We start from the raw sequence: 24,682 nt of genomic DNA, 5'->3' as shown, positions 1-24,682 counted from the left end.
GCAAAGTTATGAATTTCCCGCTACATTCTACAAGACTTATTGTAGAAAAATCTTTTTTCTTTCCCGGATTTATTTGTAGCTTTGCTAAGTGAAACGGTTTCCTCATATACGATTGGTGGGCTTACTGTGTTTTTGCATAGTAATGATTTCTTGTGTGGGTACTGCTCCCACCAAGGAAGTACATCTTATCGATTCGCTCAACCAAGTGGCTTATTCTTATCGTTATAAAGACCTAGACTCTTCTTGTCATGCTGCCACACAAGCTTATGGAAAAGTGAATCTGTATAGTCAGGGGAAAGCGGAAGCATCCAATAATCTGGGCTTTTGCGCTTTTATGCGCATGGATTTTGAGAAAGCGGAGAAATTTCATAAAGATGTGTATAGTCTGACAAAAAATGAACTGGAACAGCTGGTTGCCGATATCGGACTGATGAAAATCTATCAGCGGACAGCCATGAATAAAGAATTTTATGACTATCGGAACAGTGCTCTCCGCCGCATGAAACGTATAGATGAAGATAACAAGCTCTTCGTAGATAAGCACGAACGGTTGAGATTGAACTATGCATACTCCGAATTTTATATTGTTTCCGCTGTCTATTACTACTATCTGCAACAACGTCCGGAAGCGGTGGCTTCCATCAATGAAATCTATCCGCAAGAAGAACTTGCGGCAGACATGAACCAGTTATTGTATTATCATTATATAAAAGGATCAGCGGCGCTTTGTGAGGGCGAAACTGCAGACGAACGTCGTTTACGTGAATTCGACGAGCTGTATACAACGTGGAAATTGGCATCCCGTGGAGGATACTTGTATTTTGAAGGTAATGGAGTGCAGGGGCTTGCTAACCTGATGGCGTCTCCCGATAATTATGATTTCTTCCAAGGCAGGCGGTCTCATGCATTGAAACAGTTTGGTGTACCTGTGGATTCCCTGTTGCCTATGCATTTAGGACAATTGGCTTTGAAGAAATTCAAGCAATATAATGATGTGTATCAGATTGCCGGTGCCTATGTCTCTATTGGGAAATATCTGAATGCGCATGATAACTATGCCGAAGCATTGGACACTCTGACGCTTGCCTTAGAATGTGTGAACAGCCATCATCGCCGTTTTTATGATTGCCATGATAGCCTGGATTGGTTGAAAACCTATGATATGCGGGATACCATTTCTTCAGAAAAAGCATGGATAGAGCGTAAGTTACGAACCGTTCCAGAATGGATTTCACGTATTCGCGAACAACTGAGTGTTACGTATGCCGGACTGGAAATGAAGCAACACTCCGATTATAATCGCAATATTTATCTGGATATTCTGGAAGATACCCGTCAGGATAAGGAGTTAGAAAGCCGCTATCAGGCTTTGGAAAGTGAAGCCCGGCAACTCAATATTTTACTCTTCTTCGTGATTGTCGGTTTTATACTGGTGGTTATATTCTTTTGGATATTCAATAAGCGGTCTAAAGAACGTAATCATGTCCATTTGCACCGTTTGAGGCAGATGTTGGACATTTGTCAGAAAATAACTGCTTCTATTCCCACGGACGCGCAGACGGAAGAAGAGATTGTAGATGCCATTCTTTCTGCTGTGCAGACAGATATAGAGGAACTTTTCAGTGTAAAAGACATCCGGATAGAAGATGGGCAGTTGGTATTACCCAAACGTCTTACAAAGGATGAGAAGGCAATACTACATGTGATTGCTCCTTATATTACATGGGCGCTTGACAACGGTATGACTTCCATCTCGCTGGGTGACGAACGTCGCCGGTTGGAGAAAGAACGGTACGTGTACGAACAGCATATAGCCGGGAATAAACGTCAGAATCTTATAAAGAAAGCGTGTATGGCCATTGTGAATGGTATTCATCCGTACATAGACCGTATTATTAATGAAGTACATAAACTGACGGAAAAGGGTTTTATCCATGACGAACACATCAAAGCTGAGAAGTATCAATATATGGACGAATTGGTGACAACCATCAATGAATACAATGATATCCTTGCTTTATGGATTAAAATGAAACAGGGTAGCCTGAGCTTAAATATAGAAACATTCGGGTTGAACGAGCTTTTCGATCTGATACGGAAAGGAGGCCGTGCCTTCGAAATGAAACAGCAACAACTGGAAGTGACGCCAACGGATACCTGTGTGAAAGCTGACAAGGCATTGACGTTGTTCATGATAAACACGCTTGCAGAAAATGCCCGTAAATATACTCCAAAGGGAGGCAAGGTAAAAGTCTATGCAAATCCGACAGAAGAATATGTGGAAATCTCAGTAGAAGATACCGGTTATGGCCTTTCAGAAGAAGATGTGACGCGTATTGTCGGTGAGAAATTGTATAATTCGCAGGAAATAGGCGTACTGGATGCTGCCGACCGGGAAGAACTACTGAAAAACAAAGGGAGCGGCTTCGGCCTGATGAATTGTAAAGGTATCATTGAGAAATACCGGAAGACGAACGAAGTATTCAGAGTCTGTTTGTTCAATGTAGAAAGTACTTTAGGGAAGGGCAGTCGTTTTTATTTCCGTTTGCCTACAGGAGTGCGTAAAACTTTGATGGTATTTCTGTGCATATTCTTTTCTATAGGCATGAGTTCATGCAATAAAGCAGTAGAGGAAGCGGTGATGCAACCGGATGAAATCTATGCGCAAACGGCTCAGGATTCTTTGTCATTAGCTGCGGAAAATGAGTTTGAAGCTCTGTTGAATGAGGCGTCCGACTATGCCAATGATGCCTATTATAGTAATGTGGAAGGAAATTTTGAACAGGCTTTGGAATATGTAGATTCTGCCATGTCTTGCCTGAATGCGCATTATAAGAGGTATGCCCAGGAGCCGCAGCGCTATATGTCATTGAGAGGAGAAGGGGAGCCGGGTGAGTTATCCTGGTGGAATGATCTTTTCAATTCGGACTTTCATGTCATTCTGGATATCCGGAATGAGGCGGCTGTCGCTTTTCTTGCGTTGAAACAATGGGATGCATACAGTTATAATAATGCCGCTTATACGACTTTGTACAAATTGCTGGGTGAAGATCAGTCTTTGGAGGAATATTGCCGTCAGTTGGAACGTTCCACCAATAATAAGATGGTGGGGGTTATCCTGTTTATCGGACTTATAGCTATGTTGCTCTTGGGATATTACATCCTGTATATTCGCAAACGTCTTGTAAACCGTTGGAATCTGGAACAGGTTTTGGAAATCAATAGACAGATCTTTGCTGCCTCCCTGATACAAGTTCCCGAAACAGAAGAGGCATTGCAACGGGAAGAAGATACCCTGAAAGCTATTCCTCAACGTATCGTTGACGAAGGCTTTGATGCCGTAAATGAGTTGCTAAGTATTGATCGGTTGGGAATCGCCGTTTATAATGAAACGACACATCAACTGGAATATGCGTCAAATTCTATAGAAAAAGAGTTGTCCTCTACGGGAGATAATGGATCATCTGCGGCAGAAGATGAACTTTGGAAGGAAGTAGTTCAACGCTGTTTTGAACAGCATACTCAACTGTCCGCACCGGGATTTGAAGCTTTGCCTTTGGTGGTGGATGCTGCGGGTGATTCGCGCTGTGTGGGTGTGTTATATCTAGAACGGCAAGAGAATGTTGATCAAGAGACAGCTCATCTATTGCTGGAATTGATTGCGCGGTATATAGCGATTGTGGTCTTCAATGCAGTTGTGAAACTGGCAACAAAATACCGCGACATCGAAGCTGCGCATGAAGAAGCACACCGGGCGTCATGGGAGGACGGTATGTTGCATGTGCAGAATATGGTGCTTGATAATTGTCTTTCCACCATCAAGCACGAGACAATTTATTATCCGAATAAGATCAAGCAACTCATTGGTAAACTCCGTTCAGGTATTCTCTCAGAAACGGAAGAAAAAGAGACGGTTTCAGCTATCAGCGAATTGATAGAATATTATAAAGGTATATTTACCATATTGAGTTCGTGCGCATCGCGACAGTTGGAAGAAGTTACGTTCCGTCGCGGGATAATTTCCGTACCGGAGTTGTTTGCTCTGGCAGAAAAGTATTTCCGTAAAGCAAATAAGGGAAAAGGGGTTGCTGTATCTTTCTCTACAAGAGCTATTGATGAAAGAGTGGTCGGAGATTTTATCCAACTCCGCTTCTTATTGGAGAATCTGATAGACGAAGCCTTGTCTGTTCCTCTGGATGGAGAAATACATTTGGCGGCAGCAGTAGACGGAGAATATATTCGTTTCCTTTTCACTGATATGCGAAGGACGAAAACCCGTGAGGAATTAAATCAACTTTTCTATCCAAACTTGGAACGTATGATGGCAACAGGAGAAAAAGGAGAGTTGCGAGGTACGGAGTATCTCGTCTGCAAGCAGATTATTCGTGACCATGACGAGTTTGCTGGAAAACGTGGCTGTCGCATCAATGCTGAACCGGCTGAGAATGGCGGATTTACAGTTTATTTTACGATACCGAGAAGAAAATAAAATTAAATAATATGGAAGACAAGAAATTCAAAGTAATTATTGTAGAAGACGTCAAGCTTGAACTGAAAGGAACGGAAGAAATCTTCCGCCATGAAATACCCAACGCGGAAGTTATCGGTACGGCCATGACCGAAAGTGAATTCTGGACATTGATAGAGGCCGGAGTTCCTGATTTGGTATTGCTGGATTTAGGGTTGGGTGGTTCTACTACTATTGGTGTGGATATCTGCCGGAATATCTTTAAGCGCTATCCGGGAGTACACGTACTCATATTTACCGGAGAAATTCTGAATGAAAAGCTTTGGGTGGATGTTCTGAATGCGGGTGCTGACGGTATTATTTTGAAAACAGGTGAGCTGCTTACGAAAACAGATGTACAGGCAGTAATGGATGGAAAGAAGCTGGTTTTTAATTATCCTATTCTGGAAAAAATTGTAGACCGTTTCAAGCAATCTGTTGCGAATGATGCTAAACGTCAGGAAGCGGTTATCAGTTATGATATTGATGAGTATGACGAACGTTTCCTACGCCATCTGGCATTGGGGTATACCAAAGATATGATTGCTAACCTGAAAGGCATGCCTTTTGGAGTTAAATCTCTGGAAAAGCGTCAGAATGATTTGGTAAACCGTCTGTTTCCACAAGGAGAGCGGGTAGGAGTGAATGCAACCCGTCTGGTTGTGCGTGCTTTGGAACTCCGTATTCTTGATATAGATAATCTGGAAGCAGATGATGAATAACAAATGGCGTCTACCGCATCCGGCAACAATGTTTCTCTTGTTGACGCTGGCTGTCATTGTCCTATCATGGATATTTGACATTTACGGCCTGAGCGTGTTTCAACCGCAAACAGGGGAGGAGATACGGGTACAAAGTTTGCTTAGTCCGGAAGGTGTTCGTTGGCTGTTGCGGCATGTGGTTACTAATTTCACGGGGTTTGCTCCGCTGGGCTTGGTAATTGTGGCTATGTTTGGTATCGGGGTGGCACAACATTCAGGTTTTATAGATGCTTGTATCCGCGGTGGGGCACGTCGTAAGCATAATCTATGGCGCATGGTGATACTGGTTATTTTCTTGGGATTGCTTTCCAATATAGTAGGTGATGCCGGATATATAATTCTTTTACCGATTGCAGCAACTTTATTCCATTCGGTCGGGCTGCATCCGGTTGCAGGTATTATTACGGCATACGTTTCTGTTTCGTGTGGGTATAGCGCTAACCTGATGCTGAGTACTTTGGATCCTATGCTTGCTGCCACTACCCAGGAAGCTGCGGACATGGCAAATGTATCACCTGGAAATACAGGGCCTTTATGCAATTACTATTTCTTGTTTGCATCTACTTTTTTGCTGGCTTTTATTATTTATCAGGTAACCCGCCGTAATCTTCTTCCGGCTTTGGGAGAATATGCCGGTCATATTCGTTTCAATGGTTATAAGCAATTATCCCATAAAGAACGTCGTGCTATGATAGGTGCAGTATCTATCGGGGTGATTTATACAACCGTGATTCTTTGGGCTACTTTCTCTTCATGGGGTATTTTGCGTAGTGTGAATGGTGGTCTGATCCGTTCTCCTTTTATAGAGGGCATTCTGTTTCTGCTTTCTTTTGGTATCGGGCTTATGGGGATGGTTTATGGCTTTGCTTCCGGTCGTTATCGTACAGATGGAGATGTGATTGAGGGGCTTACTCAACCTATGAAATTGTTGGGTGTTTACTTTGTTATCACTTTCTTTGCTGCTCAGATGTTTGCGTGTTTCGAGTATTCTCATTTGGATAAATGTATAGCCATTATGGGAGCGGACATGCTTTCGTCCATCCATCTTGGGAGTTTATGGATACTCATTCTATTTATTCTCTTTACAGCACTTGTGAACCTTATTATGGTTTCTGCCACTGCCAAGTGGACTTTCATGTCCTTCATCTTTGTTCCGTTCTTTGCCAATATGGGGATTTCTCCGGATATGGTGCAATGCGCCTTTCGTATTGGTGACAGTGCCACCAATGCCATCACTCCTTTCATGTTCTACATGCCTCTTATCCTTACTTACATGCAGCAATATGATAAGCAAGCGACCTATGGTTCATTACTGAAATATACTTGGAGATACTCTCTCTATATATTATTAGCCTGGACTTTGTTATTTATTTTATGGTATGTAACTGGTTTACCATTAGGATTATAACATCTAATCGGATATAAAAGCAGCTATTTACAAAATATTTTCTGCGTAAAATCTTTGCAAATTTCACAGAAAAGCGTACCTTTGCACCGCAATTAAGGATGGTTCCGTAGCTCAGCTGGATAGAGCAACGCCCTTCTAAGGCGTGGGTCTTGCGTTCGAATCGCAACGGAATCACAAGATAAAACCGCAAACGTTTATCTATCAAACGATTGCGGTTTTCTTATTTCTAATTTGCACAACATTTGCACAACTTGTATTGCCCATGTCTGTTAGGGATTCTTAATAGTACATTTATACTATCTGGTTTCTGTAGGATGGTATTCCTGTTGATGAAAGCCATAGGTCAAAAATGGCCATTGGTGAAAATCAATTGTTTTGCTCGTTTTTCGCTCGTTTCTCCAGTTCCACGCACGCACGTTTTTAATGGTTCAGATTCTTTAGTTCTCTTTGCGCACGTGCGTGTATGGACTGTGTAAAATGTAACATTCTCGACCATTTGCGCACATGCGTGTACATGCGCATGTGAACACATCAGATAATTCACTTAATTACGCCTATGCACACGCACGTATGACACTTGATTTAATTGCTTTAACGCAGAATAAGCGCAGAGAAATCATTTTCGATGCACCTCTATGACTTCACCCAAATGATACACTATCGTCCAGAACGCATAAAGATTGCAGCGGATTAAATGAGGTTCAAAAGAATATCCGGTAACTTCGACTGTCGCAGTATCACGTTCTTTTGCGTAACCGACTGCCAGTGCCAGGTACTTATATTTCTTTGGTATGAACGGGAAGTTGCCGTTGTTGTAGTCGTCGATGAAATATTCTTTACCCGGTTCTGTAACTTCGGGATTAAGTACATACTTGCCGTTTTCATCTTTCAGCAAATATCGGTTGGCGGTGATACCTTCTTTCACTTCTCGATACTCGGCTTTCTTCGTGCCGGCAATAATCTCATCAAAATAAACCTGTTTGATAGGCAGGTAAAGAGTTTCTTCATTCTTCATAATCGTGTGTATTAGTTCGTAAATATATGAATTTAGCCCGGCATAATGTACGCCGGGCACTAATTATTCTCCTAATGATTCTATAAACATGGCAAGATTAGTCAGTGTAAGAAGCATATCAAAGGCTACATTATCATTGATTAAATCATCAGATTGGTCTCTCACTATTTGACACATGATTCTATTAATATCGGCAAGCGTTGCCAATCTTACATCTTTATCTTGTCGTTCTCTTATCCATAGTTCAGCCGTATTGCTGACTTTGATTTCCTTACTCATAAAACATATTCAATTTGTGGCAAGCGGTATAAGCCATCGCCAGCCCGGTTATATTACTCAAACAATATTCGCTGTTAGTTGCCAGTAGCAGGATAATACCTACTACCAGCATGATAATATAGAGTTTCATTTCTCTTTTGATAATGCGGTTATCAAATCGTTATAGTTTGATAGAGTATCAATGGCATCCGCTAACATCTCTTTCTCTCTTTCCGAAGCGTGCATTTGATACATGAACATGATAATAGACATTGCGTCACATATTGAGGCTTTGTAAGTGTTTACCCCACCGTTACTGTTACCCCTCAATTCTTTAATAAGTTCTTGCGCTCTCTCATTCAGAAACATGGCTTTCAAGGTTTAGGCGGTTGTTGTTGGGGTTTAGTTTTCTCACTTCATCGAGGGCTATTTCTGTAATCATATTGCCCATTGTGTGCCCTATACGCACCATCATTTCACAAATGGTATCACTCATTTTCTCGTAGTCGTTCTTGTCATCTACGGTTTCGCCATTTTCATCAACACATACGCACTCGATAATCTTCTCTACTTCTACTTTAAATTCGGCTGCTGCTCTCATGGCACTTGCCAACTGTTCGTTAATCTCTAATGGAAAATACATAGTTATATCTTTGTGGTGGGGTGTCCGTTTGATAGACACCCCACCGGGTTAATTATCCTACTTTGATTAAATTCGCTATTTTAAAGCTTCTGAAAGCTGCTTTCTCATTATCGTAGTAAGTTATAAGGCTATCATTCTTTTTACGCTCTGTGCCCTTTGTTTCGGGTATCAGGTCCTCTTTCAAAGTACCCCAAGTACAACGGATTTCACCGTTAAGCTTTTGATAGAAGAATTTTACTACACCTTTCTTCAAAGCTGCTTTCAGTTTCAGCACCTGCCAAGCTTGCTTCATTGCATCAGCCATTGAAAAGCCGTACACTTTAACAAGCATCCAAGCCTGCTTCATTAACTCTCTCATTTGATTTTTGAAATTCGTTGCCATAATCGTATAATTTATTAGTATTTATACCCGAAATAATTTTCCCAAAAGTCGATTTCAGCCTCAAAAGAAGCGATGCACTCTGATTTGCTTTCTTCGTACATGGCGAATATTTCTTCTTCACTCATTGATAATACCTGTTGGTATTCTCTGCACATCTGGTTTAAATCTTCTTTTGTCATAAGGCTTATATCTTATTGTTTAACTTTGATGATGCAAATATAAAGTAAATGCTTTAATAATTATCGTGAATAATAAAGAAAATGCTTATATTTAACATCTGTTATTAAAGTAAATACTATAATAAACAAACTATTCACTTATATTTGCACTATAAATATTAAAGAATATACTTATGAGAATAAAAGAAGTAATCAAAGAAAAGGGTTATACTCAAAAAGAATTTGCTGAAAAATTAGGTATGACCACCGTAGGACTTGCTCAAATTATAGCAGGTAAGCCATCGTACACTACTTTAGAAAAGATTGCTGATGCTTTAGAGGTTGAGATATGGGAGTTACTAATATCAAAAGGTGAGATAGTAGGAAAGTCTAATGCTGCTTCTCTTACCTGTCCTCATTGTGGTAAGTCAATAACATTGAAAGCTGAGTGAGTATGAATACAAACGAAATAGATAAACTAAGCCTTGTCAAAGCTCATGCCTTGTTTGAGACGGGAGATATAGACAGTATCGAAGTAGGAACAATAAAGGGACTATGTGATATACACCGATATCTGTTTGACGGACTGTATATCTTTGCCGGAAAGATACGTACTTTGAATATATCAAAAGGGAATTTCCGGTTTGCTAATTGTATGTATCTTGATGTTATGCTGCCAGTAATAGAAAAGATGCCCGAAACAACATTCGATGAAATAGTAGCGAAGTACGTCGAAATGAACATAGCGCATCCTTTTATGGAAGGAAACGGTAGAACTATGCGCATTTGGTTGGATATGATATTAAAGAAGAATCTGGCAAAGGTTGTTGACTGGCGCAATGTAGACAAGCACCTGTATTTGCAAGCGATGGAGCGAAGCCCTATCAATGATTTAGAACTGCGTACTTTGTTGAATCAGGCACTTACCGACCAGATAAATGACCGGGAAGTAATATTCAAGGGTATTACACAATCTTACTATTATGAAGGTTATGAACCTGAATAATATATTTATCACCTTACTCTTATTTTAGATAAAAGATGGATAGAAATTTCAATCTCAAATACTCCGTCAAAGGTTTTTCAGATGCGAAAGTAGCTGAATACTTGGAAGAATTAAGAAATAGGATTGTAACCAATGATTACACAAGGTCGCTCATATTTATCAAATATGGGAAATTGAATGTATTGAATGGACTTAAATCTATAATATCAGAAATATGTAATTGTTTAATCATAGGTAATACACAGGCAGCTATCACTTTGACAAATCATCTTTTTGAAAATAGCTTGAAACAAACCTTGATAATATGGGATTCACAAGGCCGTCAATTTGACGATTCTAAACGGATAGATGAAACATTTAAAAATGAGGTCGAAACCTATGATGATAAGGATATTGAGCCTAATATTAATAATTGCAAGAGAAAAGGGTTAATCACCAAAGATGAAGCTAAAAAGTTAATAGAGTTGAAGAATATATACAGAAATTCTTTTTCTCATGCCTCTTATACAAAGTTGTTTAAAGATGCTTCTGCGGTTATGTACTCAGGAAGTTTGAAGAATCCAACAGAAGTAAAAGAAGAAACAACAGATATATCCAAAGTTCCATTTCTTTATCTATTAGCTCAGGAAAAATTTGCAAATAAAAATGCCCTGAGCTATTTTCTTGAAGTATATGAATTTATAGATAAAATGGATAAGAAACTGTTAGACTTATATCCAGAAGTAAAAGAGTTTGTATTACGGCAAAGTAAAAATATTAAAAGTAAGTGATTATGGGAATAGCAAAAGAACAATTATACGATAATCAACAAGAGGCGTTCTATGAAACTTTAGCTGAACGTTTAGGAATAACATGCGATGAAGTTGAAGAAATAGAACCTCAAATTAAAGAAAATACAGGCAGTGACGGAGCTGTCTATGGTTACTACTTAAGCTTTAAAGAGGATGCTCCGAGAGAAATTTTAGATAAAATCGAAGGATTAGATTCTAACGATTGTTTTTGGTTGGATATTTCCGACCTATACGATGAAGATTATGACGAAGAACAATATGAATATATTGTTAAGAAAAAAAGTCCTTATAATGATTGTATTACATCAATAGAAGAAGCGATACAATTATTGGGTCTTTCACTGAAAAAAGAGAAGAAATCAAAATATATTCTATACAGGCAGATATACGCTTCTTTGATTTCCATTCTGGAAGCCTACTTGTTTGAGAGATTATTGTTATCTATCGACAAGGATGAAAATCTATTAGCTAATTTTTTCTTATTCCATAATGGGGCGCATAATTTTGATGAACACGATGTTAAAAAGGTAAGAAAACATCTTATGGAGAATATCATATATCATAATCTCAATACCGTTTCTCAAATCTATAACGCAACATTTAAAATTAGATTTCCTTCCTGCAAAAAAATCAAGAAAGCAATTAAATTGAGACATGATATCGTACATCGTAATGGAAAAAAAACTAATGGTGATTCTTTGATTGTAAGTAGAAAAGATATAGAACATCTTTCAGATAATATAAAAGAACTTGTATCCAATCTTGAGTATAATATTTGCAATCCCTCCCTGCCTTTCAAGAATTAATATAGAGCCCCTACCTCACAATCCACGGAGTAGGGGCATTTCTCATCATCCCGAAGCAAGACCTTTAGACTTATCGCCGGAGATGTTGCGTGCATACCGGTTAGCACTTCCACGAGGTACCATTTTACCTTTTTCCATGCCTTTCAGCATTTGACCGAATGAGTTGTTTCTGGCTTGTTCAAAGGTCGGTCTTTTGACCTGTACCCTCTGGGTTGTTTGATTTCTTTTTCTGACTCAGCTAAGTTTTTAAAATTACACATCAAATATACTCATTATTTCAGAAAATCAGATATTCCCATCTCCTGAAAATCAGGTATAATAATCTCAATATTAGAAATTTCTTCTGCTGCTTGCTCTTTCATCCGTTTATAGGCTTTCTCTGTCTGGACATCCGGTTTCTTCTTACCTTGTGCTTTAGCGAGTGCCCAAAGAGCCTTATTCTTTGCTGATTTCTCCGCACGGCTGCGTTTCCACCGTTTGGAACGGTAAGCCTCATAGAGCATAACCCGAAGTAGTTCTGTATTCTCTTCCGTCAAAGTGATAAAAGAACCGTTCATTTCAATAACAATATTATCGGGTTTCTCCTGAGTAATCCGGATTCCGTCTTGTATTACTTCTGTTGGTCTCATATGTTTCCATATTGCCGGGTAGATCATCCGAAGCAGACCTACCCGGACTGTTATCATTCGTACTTCTTTTGCATATACTTCTGGACTTTCTTCTGTGCATGTTCGCCATCACAAATGCACCATGCAGATATACCAAACTGTGAGGATTTTGGATAGTATTCATAAGTCTGCCCATTTTCATCTTTTCCCAGATTTGACCGGAACACTTCAAAATACACAATACCTTCCGGTGCGGTTCTTCGGTAACAATACATCCGGTTACTTTCGTTTTTGGCTACCAGTTCAAAGGTATCACCGTACTTTTTAAATTTACCCTTTAATGGTGGGTACTTAATTGTTTGTAATCTATCCATATTCTTTTCTTGTTTTTGTATTAGCCACTTTCTCCGCAAAGACGAACATCTTATCACCTCACAAGAAAAAGTGGCTTAAATCTATTCTTTCCACACTTCACATATAAAACCTAACTCTTTTAACTCATTCATTCGGTATTCTTGTAATGGTCGAGGTTTTTCACCTGGCCGCTTCACTTCTACAAAAAAGGCTTTACCATCCTTCAGTACCAATAAATCGGGAATCCCGTTTTTATTCGTGAGAATCAGCTTCACTACGTAATAGCCTTGCGCTTCCAGCCGCTTTATGATACGAGCCTGTATTTTACTTTCCAGTTCTGCCATGGCTATCTCGCTTTCTTATTGAACCATGAAAGGGTAAAGTCCTGCTTTCCGTGTACCGCATCCAATATCTTGCTTTCAATACCACAATCAGAGCAGAGGAAATAAACATCTGCAGGTGCAGTACGTTCTTTCGATACAAGCCTATTTCGTCCCTGCTCGTATGACAGGAAACTGAACTCCAGATTGAAGAATATCAAAGCATCAGCCGTATCAAGTCGAACTCCTTCACGTGCCCGGCGAACCTGTGAGATAAAAACCTTATCCGTTGATAATTGAAACACTTCTGGGCTATCCGTCCAGTTCTGGAAAACAGACTGCAATAACTCCGCTTCCGATTGGTACACATAGAATAGTGCAACCTTCTTCCCTGCGAACTGCTTACGGACAAATTCAGCCTTACTTTTGTCAAATGTCAAATGAAGCCCATTTTCAGCAATTACCGTACCGGATGATAACTGATGCAGCTTGGTGAGTAATTTAGCCGGAGTGTCGCCCAAAATGGCATTACCATCTATTTCTACCATCAGGTTATCACGCATGGATTTTATGTATCGCCCGGTCCGCTCATTCATTGGTACTGATAGTATATGCTCGTTTATGTTCACCTCAAATCCAGCTTGTTCCTGTGAGTAACTGATGAACAAGTCTTTTGTGTCCCTGTCTATCTTCGCTTTGTCCGCATGGCTGTAGTCGTTGATGAAATAACCGTTCACCTTCTTCTGCTTTACGTTTACATAGACCTTTGCCCACTTGTAGAAAGTCTTGTATTCCTTCCACGGAGAGGATGAACATACCCAGAATTGGTGATATAATTGGCTGTAACTTTCCGGTGATGGTGTGCCGGACAAATACAGGACGGGCAACCCTTCGCAAATGGTCTTTATCTCATGCGTGCGCTTGCTTGGCTTGGGATATGCGCCCAGTGAGTGGGCTTCGTCAATAATCACAAGGTCATACTTTCCTTTTGCCTTGTGCGCACTCTCGTAATTGATAACGTCCAGTTGGAAGTTTACAGGTTTCAACGCCTCATAATCCGCTTTGATGGATGGGATAGCTTTCAGCTTGGTAATAAACAGTACACTTTGCGCATCGAAGTTGTCGGCAGCAGATAGTGCGGTAATGGTTTTTCCGGTCCTGCATTCCATAGACAGGTAACAGCAGCCGAATGCCACCAGTTTATAGGCGGCTTGTATGGCTATATTGTTTTGGTATTTTCTTAATTGAATCATACGTTTACATGGATTTGGTTAATAACTCCTATCTCGGTGGCATAAGCAAGAACTTCGCCAACGGTCATTCCTCTTTTTGCGTGGCGTTCTCTGAGAAGTACATCGGCGACATCCCAGTTGTGCGGCAAACCTTCACACGCCCGACTGACTGTCGCATCTACACCGCCATTTCGTAGTATTGCCGCTTTTTCTTCCCATTTTGCGAACATTCCGGCATCGGGGTATAAAACTACCCTTTTTCCGGCCAACGACTGAAAAATGACTGATTCCGTCCATTTGCAACCATTGCAGCCTCCTGTTGCTATCCAAGTAATTTCAGGCATCAAAATAGAGCATATAAGAGCTGACTTCTCGCTCTCTACAATTCCCACACGAGAAGCTTCTTTAACCAAGTGGCAACCGAAGAAAGTTTGCTGCAGGTTGGCTTCATAGTTTTTGAGAAGCGTTTTGCCTGCAAACCAAATTTTATCCATCGGTCGAGTGTCGGGCATATACTTTTGAGCTTTGTCGCTCCATAACTCCGCCTGGTCCTGCTTCTTCATCCGCTTACCAGTGGCGGGATGATACGCCATTACTTTCAATTGGCATAGCCGACCTTTATCGTCAATCTGAGGAAAGGTCGTTGCCAACCCATCGTTATTTCTCCAGTGCCGGGATGTACCTACGTGATAAGCACCAAAGACACGGTTTGCCTCATCATTTCCAAATTCTTTAGCCATGAAACGGAACAGGTTATTGCTGGCCCGGTGAGTGTCAGTAATCAATAACGAGGAAGGAAGATAAGATACGGGGATAACTTTAGTCGGTTCCGGCTGCTTCCATCCTGTAAAGTCCGTCCGGTCATTGGTTGGATGTGCCTTGAAATATTCCGCAGGTGTCAAATGATAACCGCAACGCTCCCGATTACAACGGCCGCATGATTCATCAATAGGAACATTTCTTTCATCAACGTAAAGGGTGAACTCCTTTTTGTGTCCACACTGCGGGCAGGTGTGCCGGGAGTTCATTCCGGTGTATTTTTGGAGGTGATATTTAGGTTCATTCATATATCAAAAAGTAGGTGTATTTCACCTGTTTTTTTGTCAAGTGTAAAATACACTATAAAACAGGTGTATATTAGGTGTAAATTCAGTGTATATATGGTGTATTTGGTGTAAGTGTATGGGGCTATATATATAGATAGCCCCGTACACCTGCGTACATTACACCACCTAAAAAGGTAAATCTGAAGGTCTATCATCAATGGTTGGAAGATGGTACATACCTACTTCGTTTTTGATAATTAACTTCTTCTCAGTAGCAACAGAGACCTTTTTCTTGGCGGCATCAATCTTGATATTTGCTATCTCCATAATCTTAGCACACAGGTCTGAATAAGAAACCGTATTCGGAAGCTTTGGCATTGAATCGGCGATAATCTGTTTCAGCTTATCCACTTTTGACTGTTTACCTGTGTATGTTGTCGCCGTTGGCAAACCCTCCACAACAGCAAACGCAAACTCATCCGGCCGCATATCTCTTGTTTTAGCCCATTTGCATACGGTTATATCTCCATCTGCTTCGGCAAAGATGGCAGTCTCACATTTTCGCAAGGCTTCCGCCCCAAGATGGCCCCGGGCTTTCTCACTTCCGACATTAGCATGTATGACTGTTAGTATATGGCAATCATATTTCTTGGTGAGTGCCATCAGGTCGTTTATTACCGATGTGGATTGCTCGGAGCTATTCGGGTCGGCTATGAGGTCGCTCACTCCATCAAGGACAATGAAATCCGGATGATATAGATTCATGCACGCATCAAAAATCTTATGCCGCATAGGTGGCTGAAATTCTCTTAACATGTGGATGATAATATTCTCCGAGTTGATATTGATTGGAAATCCAGCGATGCGATGAAGCCTCCTGCCAATCTTCGCAACATGTCCCGGCGCTTGTTCTGTATCAATCCAAAGTAATTTGCCGGTCCCGTTAGGATTATCCAGTCCCATACATCCATCTTCATTCAGGAATGCGCCGGCGATACCAGAACAGAGAAAACTTTTCCTTGCACCAGGCAGACCAATGACAAACGAAAAGTTTCCTCGTGTGCATACAGGCAAGTCTCCTTTTGACACAAGCATCTGAGGGTTAGGAATGTTTAAAGACAAGTCCAGACGACTGTTTTTGATTGCATCCATAACATCAGAAGGAATGTCGGCAATCGGCTTCTCAAACTCACCGACAATCTGCTTTATAGCCTCACTCATTGCAACCTCCTTTCAGCCAATAGAGCTTACATCCGTTCGATAATCGACAATCCTCTATCTTCCAGCCTTCATCATTACGAAGCCGGGAAATAGTCTTGCGTGCATCATTGAAACCTACAAGTTCATTCAACTGTCGGGCGGTAAACTTGCCACCGGATAAGAAAAGTTTGCGTACTGATTGGATAAGTCGTGCGGAATCAGTACTTTTGTCTGTATAATCGTGCCCAAGATATTTGGAGTTGTTCTGTTGATTTTTCATAGGGCAACTCCTTTCTTATTTGTTAAGGATAATATCAATATCCGACTGTTTGTATAGTCTTTTACCTCCGACCTCTACCGGAATCAGATATCCGGTTTTACTCCATCTCCATAAGGTCGAACGATCCACATGCAACTGCTTGCTCGCTTCATCTGGAGTTACATACGTTTCGTTCTTCTTGGCAAGAATAGTGCTTTCTAATTCTTCTTTGGTGGAACGAATTAGATGATTTGCGAATTGCATTAGGTCATTTGTACCAATCGTTATCGATACATTCACACCGCTTTGGATAATTTCTTGTAAACTCATAACTTTTGCTCTTATGATTCGCCTTTCCCCGATAGGTAGCTACTGCTATTGGTTGTTTGACGATAGCAAAGTTATGTAGGTTAAATTAGCAATACAACGAAATGAAAAATCCATATTATCCACGAACTGAATATGGATAATATGGACAATATGGATGTATGAATGATATTGTTTTTATTTGAATTTGTTGGGTATTAGTGGGGGCTTATATGCCAAATTAAATTCATTCTCTATAGTTTTCCTATTAGTAGCTGTATCTTCAATCTGAAATGCAGCCTTAGCCAAATTCCAGAGACCACCGCCTTTTTTACTCGGAATCTTGCATAATATTTTTTCTGTATAACTTTGAGCAATGAACTTTGCGAGCTCTTTTACTGTGTCGCACTGCATACCCTGATAGAGCCATTTTTTCTTTTGATTGCTGTCAAGGTTAAGGTAGGTAGTAATATCTTCCTGCTCCCTATCTTTTTTCGTTGCTTCTGAAGCATCTTCGGGTGTTTCCTTTTTCTCTGGAGTTGACTTCTCTGCGTATTTCTTAGCACGAAAATCATTATAATCTCCAAATTCTTGTTCAAAATCACTGTCTTTTTTCAAATACTCTACAAGGTTTATATTAAACTCTGCAAATGTTTCAAGAACAGCATCCATATATGCTGTTATACTGTGCTCTAATGGATATGTTATATAACCTTTCTCATAGATGTAATCAATTACGTCAAATTCGCAATACAGTTTTGAATCAAATTCTCGTGCAAATATTCCCGCATAAATATCACGATCTATTGGAGATAAAGAGAATAATTTATTACGAAGCAAAGAAATACATTCATTCTCTAATTCAAAGCCAACATCTGGTAACATAAATATAGAAAATAGGTCTTGTGGACTAATCGCTTCAAATGCTTTAGCAATACTATCTGGAATTACTAATTTCTCAGCGAATCGTTCTATGTCGCTTATTTGAATTTCACTTCCTGCTTTTATCTTTTCTGTTAATTCAATAAAATCTTTATTCTCTTTTGCTTGATTAAATACAGATGGCATTTCGCATTTTTCTTTTTGCGAATATTCATTTGTTATTTTATTAACTTCTTTGAAAAATATATTTAAGGCTTCCATATCATTCTATCATATTTACAAGTTTCTTTTTAATATCATCATCTATCTCTCTATGGTCAGTTCTGGATTAACTTTATATTCTTCACATCCAAATGCTGCACACATAAGTATAAAGCGTTCTTTGATTCCCATATTGGTATATCTATCCACTGCACCGCTATTTTTAGCATGAAGCCCAGCAGCATATTTATTAACTTGCACCTTGTTCATCAAATCAACATGAGTTTTGCGAGCGAGTTTGCTGCTTGCGACTTCATAGATAGATTTATATTCGTTAGTTCCCAATGCCGTACTGAACATTGCTACTTTCCGGCTTATCTCACAGTATTCAAGTAGTTTTTTTATCTGATAATTGTACCCAGTCTCACCATTGCCATCAGGGTAATAGGGTAACAAAGCACTGTTTGACAGTTCACCTTTATATTTCATAATAATATCATAAGCAATGCGAATAATAGGAGTTTTTATCTCAGTACGTATAAGTCCATCCTTGTGTGTTTTTTGAGGTAAGTAATGAATGTAAGGTATTCCTTCTTCAATGCCAATATTATCAAAAGTAAACCGTCTAAAGTCTCCAACACGACATCCGAAACAGCATTGCACTATAAATAAGTCTTTTACTCGTTGCAATGATTCCGGACAATCTTTAGTCAAGACTGCATTAAATTCTGCTTTAGTCAGGAAAATCGGTTCATCGTATTGCTGCTTCATTATGGCCTCTTTCTCCTTTCCAATTTTGCGAAATGGAGACACAGGGATAATATCATTACTCTCAAGCTCTACCATGAATGCTTGAAGTAATAGGAGTTTTTCAGCTATTGTATTTTGACTTCTCTCTTTTGATGGTCTATTTCTGCTGTTCATGTCCACATATAACCCCGGATATTTATCCACTAATTTATATTCAGTGCGCAGGAACTCACGAAATTTAAGAATAGTATCTTTATTAAAATCTTCCACTGAACAACCATCAATGCCATTAATGATAAAGAATCGTGTTAGTTCCCGGATAATTACATCATAGTGCTTCTTTCTGCCAGCACCTATAACGCCAGTATCTAACCAACCATTAACATAACGCTGGAACATTTCGCATAGTGATTCTTTTTCGTGCGTGATATTATACTTTTCTGGATGGAGATGTTTATCAATTAGTTCCTCTAACTTCTCACTTGTTAATTCTTTATTTCCCCCATATAGTGACAGGACAAGATTCTTTCTTTCATTGATGGAAGCATTGAATTGAGTTCTTTCCTCTAATTTAATGACACTTTTTGCTTTGTATTGTTCGTTCTTTGCGTCCCAAATATTTGGTAATACCATTATTTCGGATTTATGGAACAATTGTACATTGCGCCCATCGGACAAACGGAATCTTACGTTTACTTCTTTGTCTTTTTTTCCAGTTCTAATAAAGGCTTTTACAGTGGTCATATATTTGCAATTATCGGTTGTGCAAATATACTAATATTGCACAACATATCTGCAATATTGCACAACTAAATAAAATGATATGCAACACTAATTTATTATTTTATGCTGATTATCAGTTGTATTAGTTATAATATTATTTTTTCATATTTCAAAAATCGAATCGCAACGGAATCACAGAAGAAAAGTCGCAAATCGCTAATAAATAAGCATTTGCGACTTTCCTATTTCATTAATTAGGGTAATTCTGTAGAATACGGGGATTTTTCTGTATGATTTATTTTCATTCTGAATATAATCTATTTTGATTATGTGCACAATTTGTTTTTCTCATGCTGTTTGTCTCTAGATAGTTCCCCTTGAAATTTACGTAAAATAACATTTGTTACAGCTGTCCTAAAAACTACAAAAAAGTTAAAATGGTTTTGCTTCTATAGCTATGAACACTAATTTTGGAATATCAACTTTTAAAATTTAAAGCACATGAAAAAATTTTTGTTATCCATTGCGCTGTGTTGTGCAGCAACTAACTTTTTTGCGCAAACTACAGAACCTGGAAATCTAATTAACGAAGGAAAGGCAGCACTCGAAGCCAAAAATTACCAGGAAGCATTTACAAAATTCAGTACCTACCTGACACAGACAAACAATCAGGACTCTGTTATCGCTTACAACTGCGGCGTTTGTGCCGATAAAATCAAAAAACCGGAAGAAGCTCTCAAGTATTTTGATATTGCTATTCAAAAGAAATATAATCTGGGAAATGCATATGTAGGTAAAGCCGGTGCATTGAAGGATTTGAAAAAAGACAGTGAGTATCTTGCCACTCTGAAAGAGGGTATAGAAGCAGCTCCGGAAAACAAGACATTGAAAAGACTTCATGCTAATTATTATCTGAATGCCGGTATTAAAGCACAAAAGGCTAATAAACTGGATGATGCTGAAGAAGCTTTCAAACAAGTACTTGCTGACGATGAAAAGAATACCAACGCATTGTACAGCTTGGGGACACTTTCTTATAATAAGGCAGCTTTAGTTCTGAAGAATGCAGCACCATTGGCTAATTCAGATAAAGCTAAGTACGATGCACAGAAAGAAATCGCTGACAAAAACTTCCAGAATGCTAAAACGTATCTGGAACGCGCACTCCCTTTACTCTCGGCAGACAAACCTCGTGAAAAAAGTATGATAGATAATATTAAGAAACTATTGCCGCAAATTGAAGCGCAATTGAAATAATCTATCGGAAAGAAGAATAAAAAAGCCGTGTTGGAATTTCCCGACACGGCTTTTTTTATTTATAGTATGTTATTTATTTCGTTTTCTTCAATACTACTGCTGTACGGGCAGGAATATATAACTTCAACCATTCCTTCTTCTCTTTTTCATAAAGAGGATCAGCAATAGTGAAATGTTTTACAGTGTCATCAGTCAATCCATTACCGCCATAAGCAGGATTATCCGTATTCAATACTACTTCATATGTGCCCGGAGAAACCAGGAAGCCATAATCGGTAAATGACTGTTTGGGATTGAAATTGAACACAAAGACATAATCCTTACGCATATATGCCAATACCTGATCGCCGTCATTGTGCCAGATTTCTTGAACAGCTGTTGCCTGGAACGCTTTCACGCTCTTAATGATTTTGAGCATACCAGCATCAAAGTCAGCCATATAGTGGTAAGTAAGATTCTTGTTATCTACCAGATCCCACTGACGGCGGGCATACTTGCATGACCATCCATTACCTTCACGTGGAAAATCAATCCATTCGGGGTGACCGAATTCGTTGCCCATGAAGTTAAGATAACCACCATTGATAGTACTTGAAGTCAGTAAACGTATCATCTTGTGAAGAGCAATACCACGATTTACTGTGTAGTTTTCATCGCCTTTCTGCATATGCCAGTACATATCGGCATCTATCAGACGGAAGATAATCGTCTTATCACCCACTAATGCCTGGTCGTGACTTTCTGCATAAGATATGGTCTTTTCATCTTTACGACGATTGGTTACTTCCCAGAACATGCTGGACGGTTTCCAGTCTTCGTCTATTTTTTCTTTGATGGTCTTGATCCAATAATCGGGGATATTCATCGCCATACGGTAGTCGAAACCATAGCCGCCGTCTTCAACTTTAGCTGCAAGACCGGGCATTCCCGATACTTCTTCGGCGATCGTTATTGCTTTGGAATTTACTTCGTGGATAAGTTTGTTGGCAAGTGTCAGGTAGCAAATGGCATTGTCATCCTGATGGCCATTGAAATAGTCTCCATAATTACAGAAGGCTTCACCCAGTCCGTGACTATAATAGAGCATAGATGTTACACCATCGAACCGGAAGCCGTCGAATCCGTATTCCTCAAGCCAGTACTTACAGTTGGAGAGAAGAAAATGGATAACTTCATTCTTTCCATAGTCGAAACAAAGTGAGTCCCAAGCCGGATGTTCACGTCGTGCGCCGGGGTAGAAGTATTGATTCGGATCACCGGCAAAATTGCCCAAGCCTTCCACTTCATTCTTTACTGCATGAGAATGAACGATGTCCATAATCACTGCAATACCCAATCCGTGTGCGGTATCGATCAACTCCTTCAATTCTTCCGGAGTACCGAAACGGGAAGAAGCGGCAAAGAAACTGGATACATGGTAACCGAAACTACCGTAGTAGGGATGTTCCTGAATTGCCATGATTTGAATGCAATTGTATCCGGCTTTAGCTATGCGCGGAAGAGTTTTTTCACGGAACTCGTTGTAAGTTCCTACTTTATCTTCCTGTTGCGCCATACCGATGTGGCATTCGTAGATAAGCAAAGGATCCGTATTAGGTTTAAATGTACGCTTCTTTACTTTATATGGCTTTTCCGGTGACCAGACCTGCGCACTGAAAATCTTGGTTTGCTCGTCTTGTACCACCCGTGTTGCCCAGGCAGGAATACGTTCTCCGCAACCGCCTTCCCAATGTACAATGAGTTTGTATAAATCACCGTGTCTCATGGCATCTGCCGGAAGTTTGATTTCCCAAACACCATAATCCTTACGTTTCAGACTGTACTTCTTCAGTTCTTTCCATTCATTGAATGTGCCCACCATAAATATTTCTGTGGCGTTGGGTGCCCATTCACGGAAAATCCAGCCGTCAGCAGTACGGTGAAGTCCGAAATATAAATATCCCGAGGCAAAATCAGACAAAGTCTGTTTCCCTTTGTTCGTCAGTTCAGCCTCTTTGTCTAATACATGCTGATGACGGCCTTTGATGGCATCTTCGAAAGGTTCCAGCCAGGGGTCGTTTTTGATCAAATTCAATGTTTCCATAAAGGATGAGTTTTTGATTGATTGGATTATTATGCTTTCACTTTCACAATGACTTTCTTCACACCGTCAGGAGAAATGCCGGGAGCATGTCCGTCTTGAGGGAAGAATATAGCAAACATTCCAGGTTTTACAGTGATATAAGTTTCAGCCAGTCCTTCGAAGAAAGTAATATCTTTCTCTGCATTGTAGGGAGCATCAGCCGGTACGCAATCTTTTCCTGCGGTATAGCCCATTACTTCCGCACCGGAGAGAGGAATCTGGATATCTATAAATTCATTGTGTGTTTCCAGTTTGGCTTGTTCTTTAGCTTTAGGGGTAGTTTGAGCTACGTTTACAACCAGGTCTTTACCTTTCAGTTCGGTTTTGCCAACTTCCATTGCGTTCAAGTCATGCGATTGCAAGAATTCAATAGCTTGGGCGAACAAGGGGTTCAACGATGCATATTTTTCTAAATTTTCTAATCTATCTACTACCATAGCTTTAATGTTTTAAGTTAGTTATATTATTATCAAATTTTATTCAAAGTCGTCAATCGTGTAGTTCAGGAAATCAGCAAAAGGTTTCATTTGCTTGAAGATTTCCGCCGTACGATCCACGCAATCAGATGCCAGAAAGAAGCTGTCCGGTTGATTGCAGTAACAGGTGTATTCCTTGCATTTCAGATATTGTACATATTCAAAATCCTTTGGAAACCCTTTGGGAACTGTTTTCAGGAAGTCTTCGCCTATCACCGGGAAGTATTGCTTGAAATCCGGATTTTCAACTATACCGCGAAATTCGTCTATGTTATCATACACTGCCTGTCGCACGGCTTTCAGCGTCTTAGGAGGCAGACAATAGCTACCACCTGCCAACAGGCAGTTGCCCGGTTCAATGTGAACATAGTAACCGCAGTGGTCTGATTTCTTACCGCGGGCGTTGATGTATCCGCCCAAATGAGTTTTATACGGGGTCTTGTCCTGCGAAAAGCGCGTATCACGATAAATCCGGTAAGTACAGTCTTTGACTTGAACGCCACGAATACTTTCATCGAAAAGCGAGATACGGGTAATTATAGCCGATAACAGGTTCTCAAATTCCCCACGGGCTTCTTCATATAAGTCCTTATGAGCATTGAACCATTCGCGGTTATTGTTAGCGGACACTTCTTTTAAGAATTGAAAAATAACAGGGATGTTCATATTGGTATTTTCCTTATTATCTGACAAAATTACGCATAATTTTCCTAACATGCTACAAAGAGGGACAAAAAAAGCATCGGCTCTGGTAAACCGATGCTCCTTACACATTTATCAATCAAACAGACGCTTCTGTTTTTGATGTACTTACTTATCACAAGCGGGTACAGTCTCCTTTAATTAATCTTATATCTAATACTATGAAAAACACAATAATATAACACGCCTCCACAGAAAAAGTTCGAAGGGGTATGTGTATTTTTATCATTTGTTTATATCTTTGTAGAAAAATTATACGAACATATGGAATATAAGTATGATGAGGAAAGTGTGAATGCCCTGATGAAGTGGGCTGAGAACGCACAGTTACCCAAAGAGTTACAACTAAGTGAGGCCGAAAAGATTGTGAATCTTAGACAATACGTAGTGGCAAATATAAACGATATCAAAGCGCATTATCCGGATGAGTTTTACAATCCAGCCATTACGCGTCTGTACAGACTGAAGGAAAAACTGGAAGGAGAAAGCACCACGGAGTAGAACAGAAC

Annotated in this window: 28 protein-coding genes and 1 tRNA gene; 10 read left to right on the top strand and 19 right to left on the bottom strand. The window is 39.8% G+C overall.

Annotated features, from left to right (window positions below):
* Positions 1 to 142: 142 nt before the first annotated feature.
* The 4 genes from BACINT_RS10415 to BACINT_RS10400 all read left to right on the top strand — a co-directional run bounded on the left by BACINT_RS10415 (position 143) and on the right by BACINT_RS10400 (position 6,850).
* Positions 143 to 4,489, top strand: coding sequence for a DUF5113 domain-containing protein (locus BACINT_RS10415; RefSeq protein WP_007662821.1), 4,347 nt, complete (start codon positions 143 to 145; stop codon positions 4,487 to 4,489).
* An 11-nt stretch (positions 4,490 to 4,500) separates the two neighbouring features.
* Complete coding sequence (locus BACINT_RS10410) at positions 4,501 to 5,229, top strand: DUF5932 domain-containing protein (RefSeq protein WP_007214038.1); 729 nt, start codon at positions 4,501 to 4,503, stop codon at positions 5,227 to 5,229.
* Positions 5,222 to 6,676: an AbgT family transporter gene (locus BACINT_RS10405; protein WP_085930035.1), complete on the top strand. Its 1,455-nt coding sequence runs from the start codon at positions 5,222 to 5,224 to the stop codon at positions 6,674 to 6,676. The genes BACINT_RS10410 and BACINT_RS10405 overlap by 8 nt, the downstream gene beginning before the upstream one ends.
* A gap of 100 nt (positions 6,677 to 6,776) precedes the next feature.
* Positions 6,777 to 6,850 (top strand) — tRNA-Arg (locus BACINT_RS10400).
* Positions 6,851 to 7,292: 442 nt separating this feature from the next.
* Here BACINT_RS10400 and BACINT_RS10395 read toward each other — a convergent pair.
* From BACINT_RS10395 to BACINT_RS10370, 6 genes are all read right to left on the bottom strand, one after another.
* Positions 7,293 to 7,691, bottom strand: a complete 399-nt coding sequence (locus tag BACINT_RS10395) for a hypothetical protein (protein ID WP_002560348.1) — start codon at positions 7,689 to 7,691, stop codon at positions 7,293 to 7,295.
* A gap of 63 nt (positions 7,692 to 7,754) precedes the next feature.
* Entirely contained in the window at positions 7,755 to 7,970 is a 216-nt protein-coding gene (locus tag BACINT_RS10390; protein ID WP_002560347.1) for a hypothetical protein, read from the bottom strand.
* Positions 7,963 to 8,100 (bottom strand): hypothetical protein, encoded by a 138-nt coding sequence (locus BACINT_RS24355; RefSeq protein ID WP_002560346.1) that lies wholly within the window; start codon positions 8,098 to 8,100, stop codon positions 7,963 to 7,965. The genes BACINT_RS10390 and BACINT_RS24355 overlap by 8 nt, the downstream gene beginning before the upstream one ends.
* Positions 8,101 to 8,304: 204 nt before the next feature.
* Positions 8,305 to 8,592: a hypothetical protein gene (locus BACINT_RS10380; protein ID WP_007662813.1), complete on the bottom strand. Its 288-nt coding sequence runs from the start codon at positions 8,590 to 8,592 to the stop codon at positions 8,305 to 8,307.
* Positions 8,593 to 8,644: 52 nt separating this feature from the next.
* Positions 8,645 to 8,974 (bottom strand): SH3 beta-barrel fold-containing protein, encoded by a 330-nt coding sequence (locus BACINT_RS10375; RefSeq protein ID WP_002560342.1) that lies wholly within the window; start codon positions 8,972 to 8,974, stop codon positions 8,645 to 8,647.
* A gap of 14 nt (positions 8,975 to 8,988) precedes the next feature.
* Positions 8,989 to 9,153: a hypothetical protein gene (locus tag BACINT_RS10370; protein ID WP_002560341.1), complete on the bottom strand. Its 165-nt coding sequence runs from the start codon at positions 9,151 to 9,153 to the stop codon at positions 8,989 to 8,991.
* A 173-nt stretch (positions 9,154 to 9,326) separates the two neighbouring features.
* Here BACINT_RS10370 and BACINT_RS10365 point away from each other — a divergent pair, with 173 nt between their 5' ends.
* The 4 genes from BACINT_RS10365 to BACINT_RS10350 are packed head-to-tail and all read left to right on the top strand — an operon-like array spanning position 9,327 to position 11,735.
* Positions 9,327 to 9,584 carry a helix-turn-helix domain-containing protein gene (locus BACINT_RS10365; RefSeq protein ID WP_002560340.1) on the top strand — a complete coding sequence of 86 codons (258 nt, stop codon included), beginning with the start codon at positions 9,327 to 9,329 and terminating at the stop codon, positions 9,582 to 9,584.
* Positions 9,585 to 9,586: 2 nt separating this feature from the next.
* Entirely contained in the window at positions 9,587 to 10,138 is a 552-nt protein-coding gene (fic, locus tag BACINT_RS10360; RefSeq protein WP_007662810.1) for a protein adenylyltransferase Fic, read from the top strand.
* Between the two features lie 35 nt (positions 10,139 to 10,173).
* Positions 10,174 to 10,908: a hypothetical protein gene (locus BACINT_RS10355; protein WP_007662808.1), complete on the top strand. Its 735-nt coding sequence runs from the start codon at positions 10,174 to 10,176 to the stop codon at positions 10,906 to 10,908.
* A 2-nt stretch (positions 10,909 to 10,910) separates the two neighbouring features.
* On the top strand, positions 10,911 to 11,735 hold the full coding sequence (locus BACINT_RS10350; RefSeq protein WP_007662806.1) for a hypothetical protein: 825 nt from the start codon (positions 10,911 to 10,913) through the stop codon (positions 11,733 to 11,735).
* A 272-nt stretch (positions 11,736 to 12,007) separates the two neighbouring features.
* Here BACINT_RS10350 and BACINT_RS10345 read toward each other — a convergent pair whose 3' ends face one another.
* From BACINT_RS10345 to BACINT_RS10300, 10 genes are all read right to left on the bottom strand, one after another.
* Positions 12,008 to 12,421 (bottom strand): hypothetical protein, encoded by a 414-nt coding sequence (locus tag BACINT_RS10345; protein ID WP_007662804.1) that lies wholly within the window; start codon positions 12,419 to 12,421, stop codon positions 12,008 to 12,010.
* The gene (locus BACINT_RS10340; protein WP_002560337.1) at positions 12,418 to 12,717 is read right to left on the bottom strand and encodes a hypothetical protein; all 300 of its coding nucleotides are present in this window, start codon (positions 12,715 to 12,717) and stop codon (positions 12,418 to 12,420) included. The genes BACINT_RS10345 and BACINT_RS10340 overlap by 4 nt, the downstream gene beginning before the upstream one ends.
* A gap of 81 nt (positions 12,718 to 12,798) precedes the next feature.
* On the bottom strand, positions 12,799 to 13,041 hold the full coding sequence (locus BACINT_RS10335) for a VRR-NUC domain-containing protein (protein WP_002560336.1): 243 nt from the start codon (positions 13,039 to 13,041) through the stop codon (positions 12,799 to 12,801).
* Between the two features lie 2 nt (positions 13,042 to 13,043).
* On the bottom strand, positions 13,044 to 14,270 hold the full coding sequence (locus BACINT_RS10330; RefSeq protein WP_007662800.1) for a DEAD/DEAH box helicase: 1,227 nt from the start codon (positions 14,268 to 14,270) through the stop codon (positions 13,044 to 13,046).
* On the bottom strand, positions 14,267 to 15,316 hold the full coding sequence (locus tag BACINT_RS10325) for a DUF6371 domain-containing protein (RefSeq protein WP_002560334.1): 1,050 nt from the start codon (positions 15,314 to 15,316) through the stop codon (positions 14,267 to 14,269). Before BACINT_RS10325 ends, BACINT_RS10330 begins: the two co-directional genes overlap by 4 nt.
* Positions 15,317 to 15,481: 165 nt before the next feature.
* Entirely contained in the window at positions 15,482 to 16,516 is a 1,035-nt protein-coding gene (locus tag BACINT_RS10320) for an AAA family ATPase (RefSeq protein WP_007662798.1), read from the bottom strand.
* Positions 16,509 to 16,775 (bottom strand): hypothetical protein, encoded by a 267-nt coding sequence (locus BACINT_RS10315; protein WP_007662797.1) that lies wholly within the window; start codon positions 16,773 to 16,775, stop codon positions 16,509 to 16,511. Before BACINT_RS10315 ends, BACINT_RS10320 begins: the two co-directional genes overlap by 8 nt.
* Positions 16,776 to 16,790: 15 nt before the next feature.
* Complete coding sequence (locus tag BACINT_RS10310) at positions 16,791 to 17,084, bottom strand: helix-turn-helix domain-containing protein (protein WP_002560331.1); 294 nt, start codon at positions 17,082 to 17,084, stop codon at positions 16,791 to 16,793.
* A 174-nt stretch (positions 17,085 to 17,258) separates the two neighbouring features.
* On the bottom strand, positions 17,259 to 18,203 hold the full coding sequence (locus BACINT_RS10305; protein ID WP_002560330.1) for a hypothetical protein: 945 nt from the start codon (positions 18,201 to 18,203) through the stop codon (positions 17,259 to 17,261).
* Positions 18,204 to 18,245: 42 nt separating this feature from the next.
* On the bottom strand, positions 18,246 to 19,637 hold the full coding sequence (locus BACINT_RS10300) for a site-specific integrase (RefSeq protein WP_002560329.1): 1,392 nt from the start codon (positions 19,635 to 19,637) through the stop codon (positions 18,246 to 18,248).
* Between the two features lie 480 nt (positions 19,638 to 20,117).
* On the opposite strand from BACINT_RS10300, the gene BACINT_RS10295 reads away from it, so the two are divergent.
* Positions 20,118 to 20,873 (top strand): tetratricopeptide repeat protein, encoded by a 756-nt coding sequence (locus BACINT_RS10295; RefSeq protein ID WP_007218411.1) that lies wholly within the window; start codon positions 20,118 to 20,120, stop codon positions 20,871 to 20,873.
* Positions 20,874 to 20,946: 73 nt separating this feature from the next.
* On the opposite strand, the gene BACINT_RS10290 is transcribed toward BACINT_RS10295, so the two are convergent.
* Genes BACINT_RS10290 through BACINT_RS10280 form a run of 3 tightly spaced genes read right to left on the bottom strand, consistent with a single transcriptional unit; the run spans position 20,947 to position 24,137 of the window.
* Positions 20,947 to 22,956: an alpha amylase C-terminal domain-containing protein gene (locus tag BACINT_RS10290; RefSeq protein WP_007662791.1), complete on the bottom strand. Its 2,010-nt coding sequence runs from the start codon at positions 22,954 to 22,956 to the stop codon at positions 20,947 to 20,949.
* 29 nt (positions 22,957 to 22,985) lie between these two features.
* Entirely contained in the window at positions 22,986 to 23,432 is a 447-nt protein-coding gene (locus BACINT_RS10285) for a YhcH/YjgK/YiaL family protein (protein ID WP_007214042.1), read from the bottom strand.
* A 39-nt stretch (positions 23,433 to 23,471) separates the two neighbouring features.
* Positions 23,472 to 24,137 (bottom strand): DUF2461 domain-containing protein, encoded by a 666-nt coding sequence (locus tag BACINT_RS10280; RefSeq protein ID WP_021967626.1) that lies wholly within the window; start codon positions 24,135 to 24,137, stop codon positions 23,472 to 23,474.
* Between the two features lie 300 nt (positions 24,138 to 24,437).
* Between BACINT_RS10280 and BACINT_RS10275 the strand changes: the two genes are divergently transcribed.
* On the top strand, positions 24,438 to 24,674 hold the full coding sequence (locus BACINT_RS10275) for a DUF6965 family protein (RefSeq protein ID WP_007662788.1): 237 nt from the start codon (positions 24,438 to 24,440) through the stop codon (positions 24,672 to 24,674).
* Positions 24,675 to 24,682 lie beyond the last annotated feature (8 nt).

Source organism: Bacteroides intestinalis DSM 17393 (assembly GCF_000172175.1).
In the GTDB taxonomy this organism is placed as follows: Bacteria; Bacteroidota; Bacteroidia; order Bacteroidales; family Bacteroidaceae; genus Bacteroides; species Bacteroides intestinalis.
This window is presented reverse-complemented; position numbering and strand designations above follow the sequence as displayed.

Excerpts from the sequence above, each read along its gene's own strand:
- BACINT_RS10330 (WP_007662800.1), bottom strand. The coding sequence starts at position 14,270 with ATGATTCAATTAAGAAAATACCAAAACAATATAGCCATACAAGCCGCC.
- BACINT_RS10310 (WP_002560331.1), bottom strand. The coding sequence starts at position 17,084 with ATGAGTTTACAAGAAATTATCCAAAGCGGTGTGAATGTATCGATAACG.
- BACINT_RS10290 (WP_007662791.1), bottom strand. The coding sequence starts at position 22,956 with ATGGAAACATTGAATTTGATCAAAAACGACCCCTGGCTGGAACCTTTC.
- BACINT_RS10345 (WP_007662804.1), bottom strand. The coding sequence starts at position 12,421 with ATGATAACAGTCCGGGTAGGTCTGCTTCGGATGATCTACCCGGCAATA.
- BACINT_RS10280 (WP_021967626.1), bottom strand. The coding sequence starts at position 24,137 with ATGAACATCCCTGTTATTTTTCAATTCTTAAAAGAAGTGTCCGCTAAC.
- fic (WP_007662810.1), top strand. The coding sequence starts at position 9,587 with ATGAATACAAACGAAATAGATAAACTAAGCCTTGTCAAAGCTCATGCC.
- BACINT_RS10325 (WP_002560334.1), bottom strand. The coding sequence starts at position 15,316 with ATGAATGAACCTAAATATCACCTCCAAAAATACACCGGAATGAACTCC.
- BACINT_RS10395 (WP_002560348.1), bottom strand. The coding sequence starts at position 7,691 with ATGAAGAATGAAGAAACTCTTTACCTGCCTATCAAACAGGTTTATTTT.
- BACINT_RS10380 (WP_007662813.1), bottom strand. The coding sequence starts at position 8,592 with ATGTATTTTCCATTAGAGATTAACGAACAGTTGGCAAGTGCCATGAGA.
- BACINT_RS10285 (WP_007214042.1), bottom strand. The coding sequence starts at position 23,432 with ATGGTAGTAGATAGATTAGAAAATTTAGAAAAATATGCATCGTTGAAC.
- BACINT_RS24355 (WP_002560346.1), bottom strand. The coding sequence starts at position 8,100 with ATGAAACTCTATATTATCATGCTGGTAGTAGGTATTATCCTGCTACTG.
- BACINT_RS10405 (WP_085930035.1), top strand. The coding sequence starts at position 5,222 with ATGAATAACAAATGGCGTCTACCGCATCCGGCAACAATGTTTCTCTTG.
- BACINT_RS10375 (WP_002560342.1), bottom strand. The coding sequence starts at position 8,974 with ATGGCAACGAATTTCAAAAATCAAATGAGAGAGTTAATGAAGCAGGCT.
- BACINT_RS10365 (WP_002560340.1), top strand. The coding sequence starts at position 9,327 with ATGAGAATAAAAGAAGTAATCAAAGAAAAGGGTTATACTCAAAAAGAA.
- BACINT_RS10410 (WP_007214038.1), top strand. The coding sequence starts at position 4,501 with ATGGAAGACAAGAAATTCAAAGTAATTATTGTAGAAGACGTCAAGCTT.
- BACINT_RS10305 (WP_002560330.1), bottom strand. The coding sequence starts at position 18,203 with ATGGAAGCCTTAAATATATTTTTCAAAGAAGTTAATAAAATAACAAAT.
- BACINT_RS10300 (WP_002560329.1), bottom strand. The coding sequence starts at position 19,637 with ATGACCACTGTAAAAGCCTTTATTAGAACTGGAAAAAAAGACAAAGAA.
- BACINT_RS10390 (WP_002560347.1), bottom strand. The coding sequence starts at position 7,970 with ATGAGTAAGGAAATCAAAGTCAGCAATACGGCTGAACTATGGATAAGA.
- BACINT_RS10340 (WP_002560337.1), bottom strand. The coding sequence starts at position 12,717 with ATGGATAGATTACAAACAATTAAGTACCCACCATTAAAGGGTAAATTT.
- BACINT_RS10370 (WP_002560341.1), bottom strand. The coding sequence starts at position 9,153 with ATGACAAAAGAAGATTTAAACCAGATGTGCAGAGAATACCAACAGGTA.
- BACINT_RS10335 (WP_002560336.1), bottom strand. The coding sequence starts at position 13,041 with ATGGCAGAACTGGAAAGTAAAATACAGGCTCGTATCATAAAGCGGCTG.
- BACINT_RS10275 (WP_007662788.1), top strand. The coding sequence starts at position 24,438 with ATGGAATATAAGTATGATGAGGAAAGTGTGAATGCCCTGATGAAGTGG.
- BACINT_RS10415 (WP_007662821.1), top strand. The coding sequence starts at position 143 with ATGATTTCTTGTGTGGGTACTGCTCCCACCAAGGAAGTACATCTTATC.
- BACINT_RS10320 (WP_007662798.1), bottom strand. The coding sequence starts at position 16,516 with ATGAGTGAGGCTATAAAGCAGATTGTCGGTGAGTTTGAGAAGCCGATT.
- BACINT_RS10295 (WP_007218411.1), top strand. The coding sequence starts at position 20,118 with ATGAAAAAATTTTTGTTATCCATTGCGCTGTGTTGTGCAGCAACTAAC.
- BACINT_RS10355 (WP_007662808.1), top strand. The coding sequence starts at position 10,174 with ATGGATAGAAATTTCAATCTCAAATACTCCGTCAAAGGTTTTTCAGAT.
- BACINT_RS10315 (WP_007662797.1), bottom strand. The coding sequence starts at position 16,775 with ATGAAAAATCAACAGAACAACTCCAAATATCTTGGGCACGATTATACA.
- BACINT_RS10350 (WP_007662806.1), top strand. The coding sequence starts at position 10,911 with ATGGGAATAGCAAAAGAACAATTATACGATAATCAACAAGAGGCGTTC.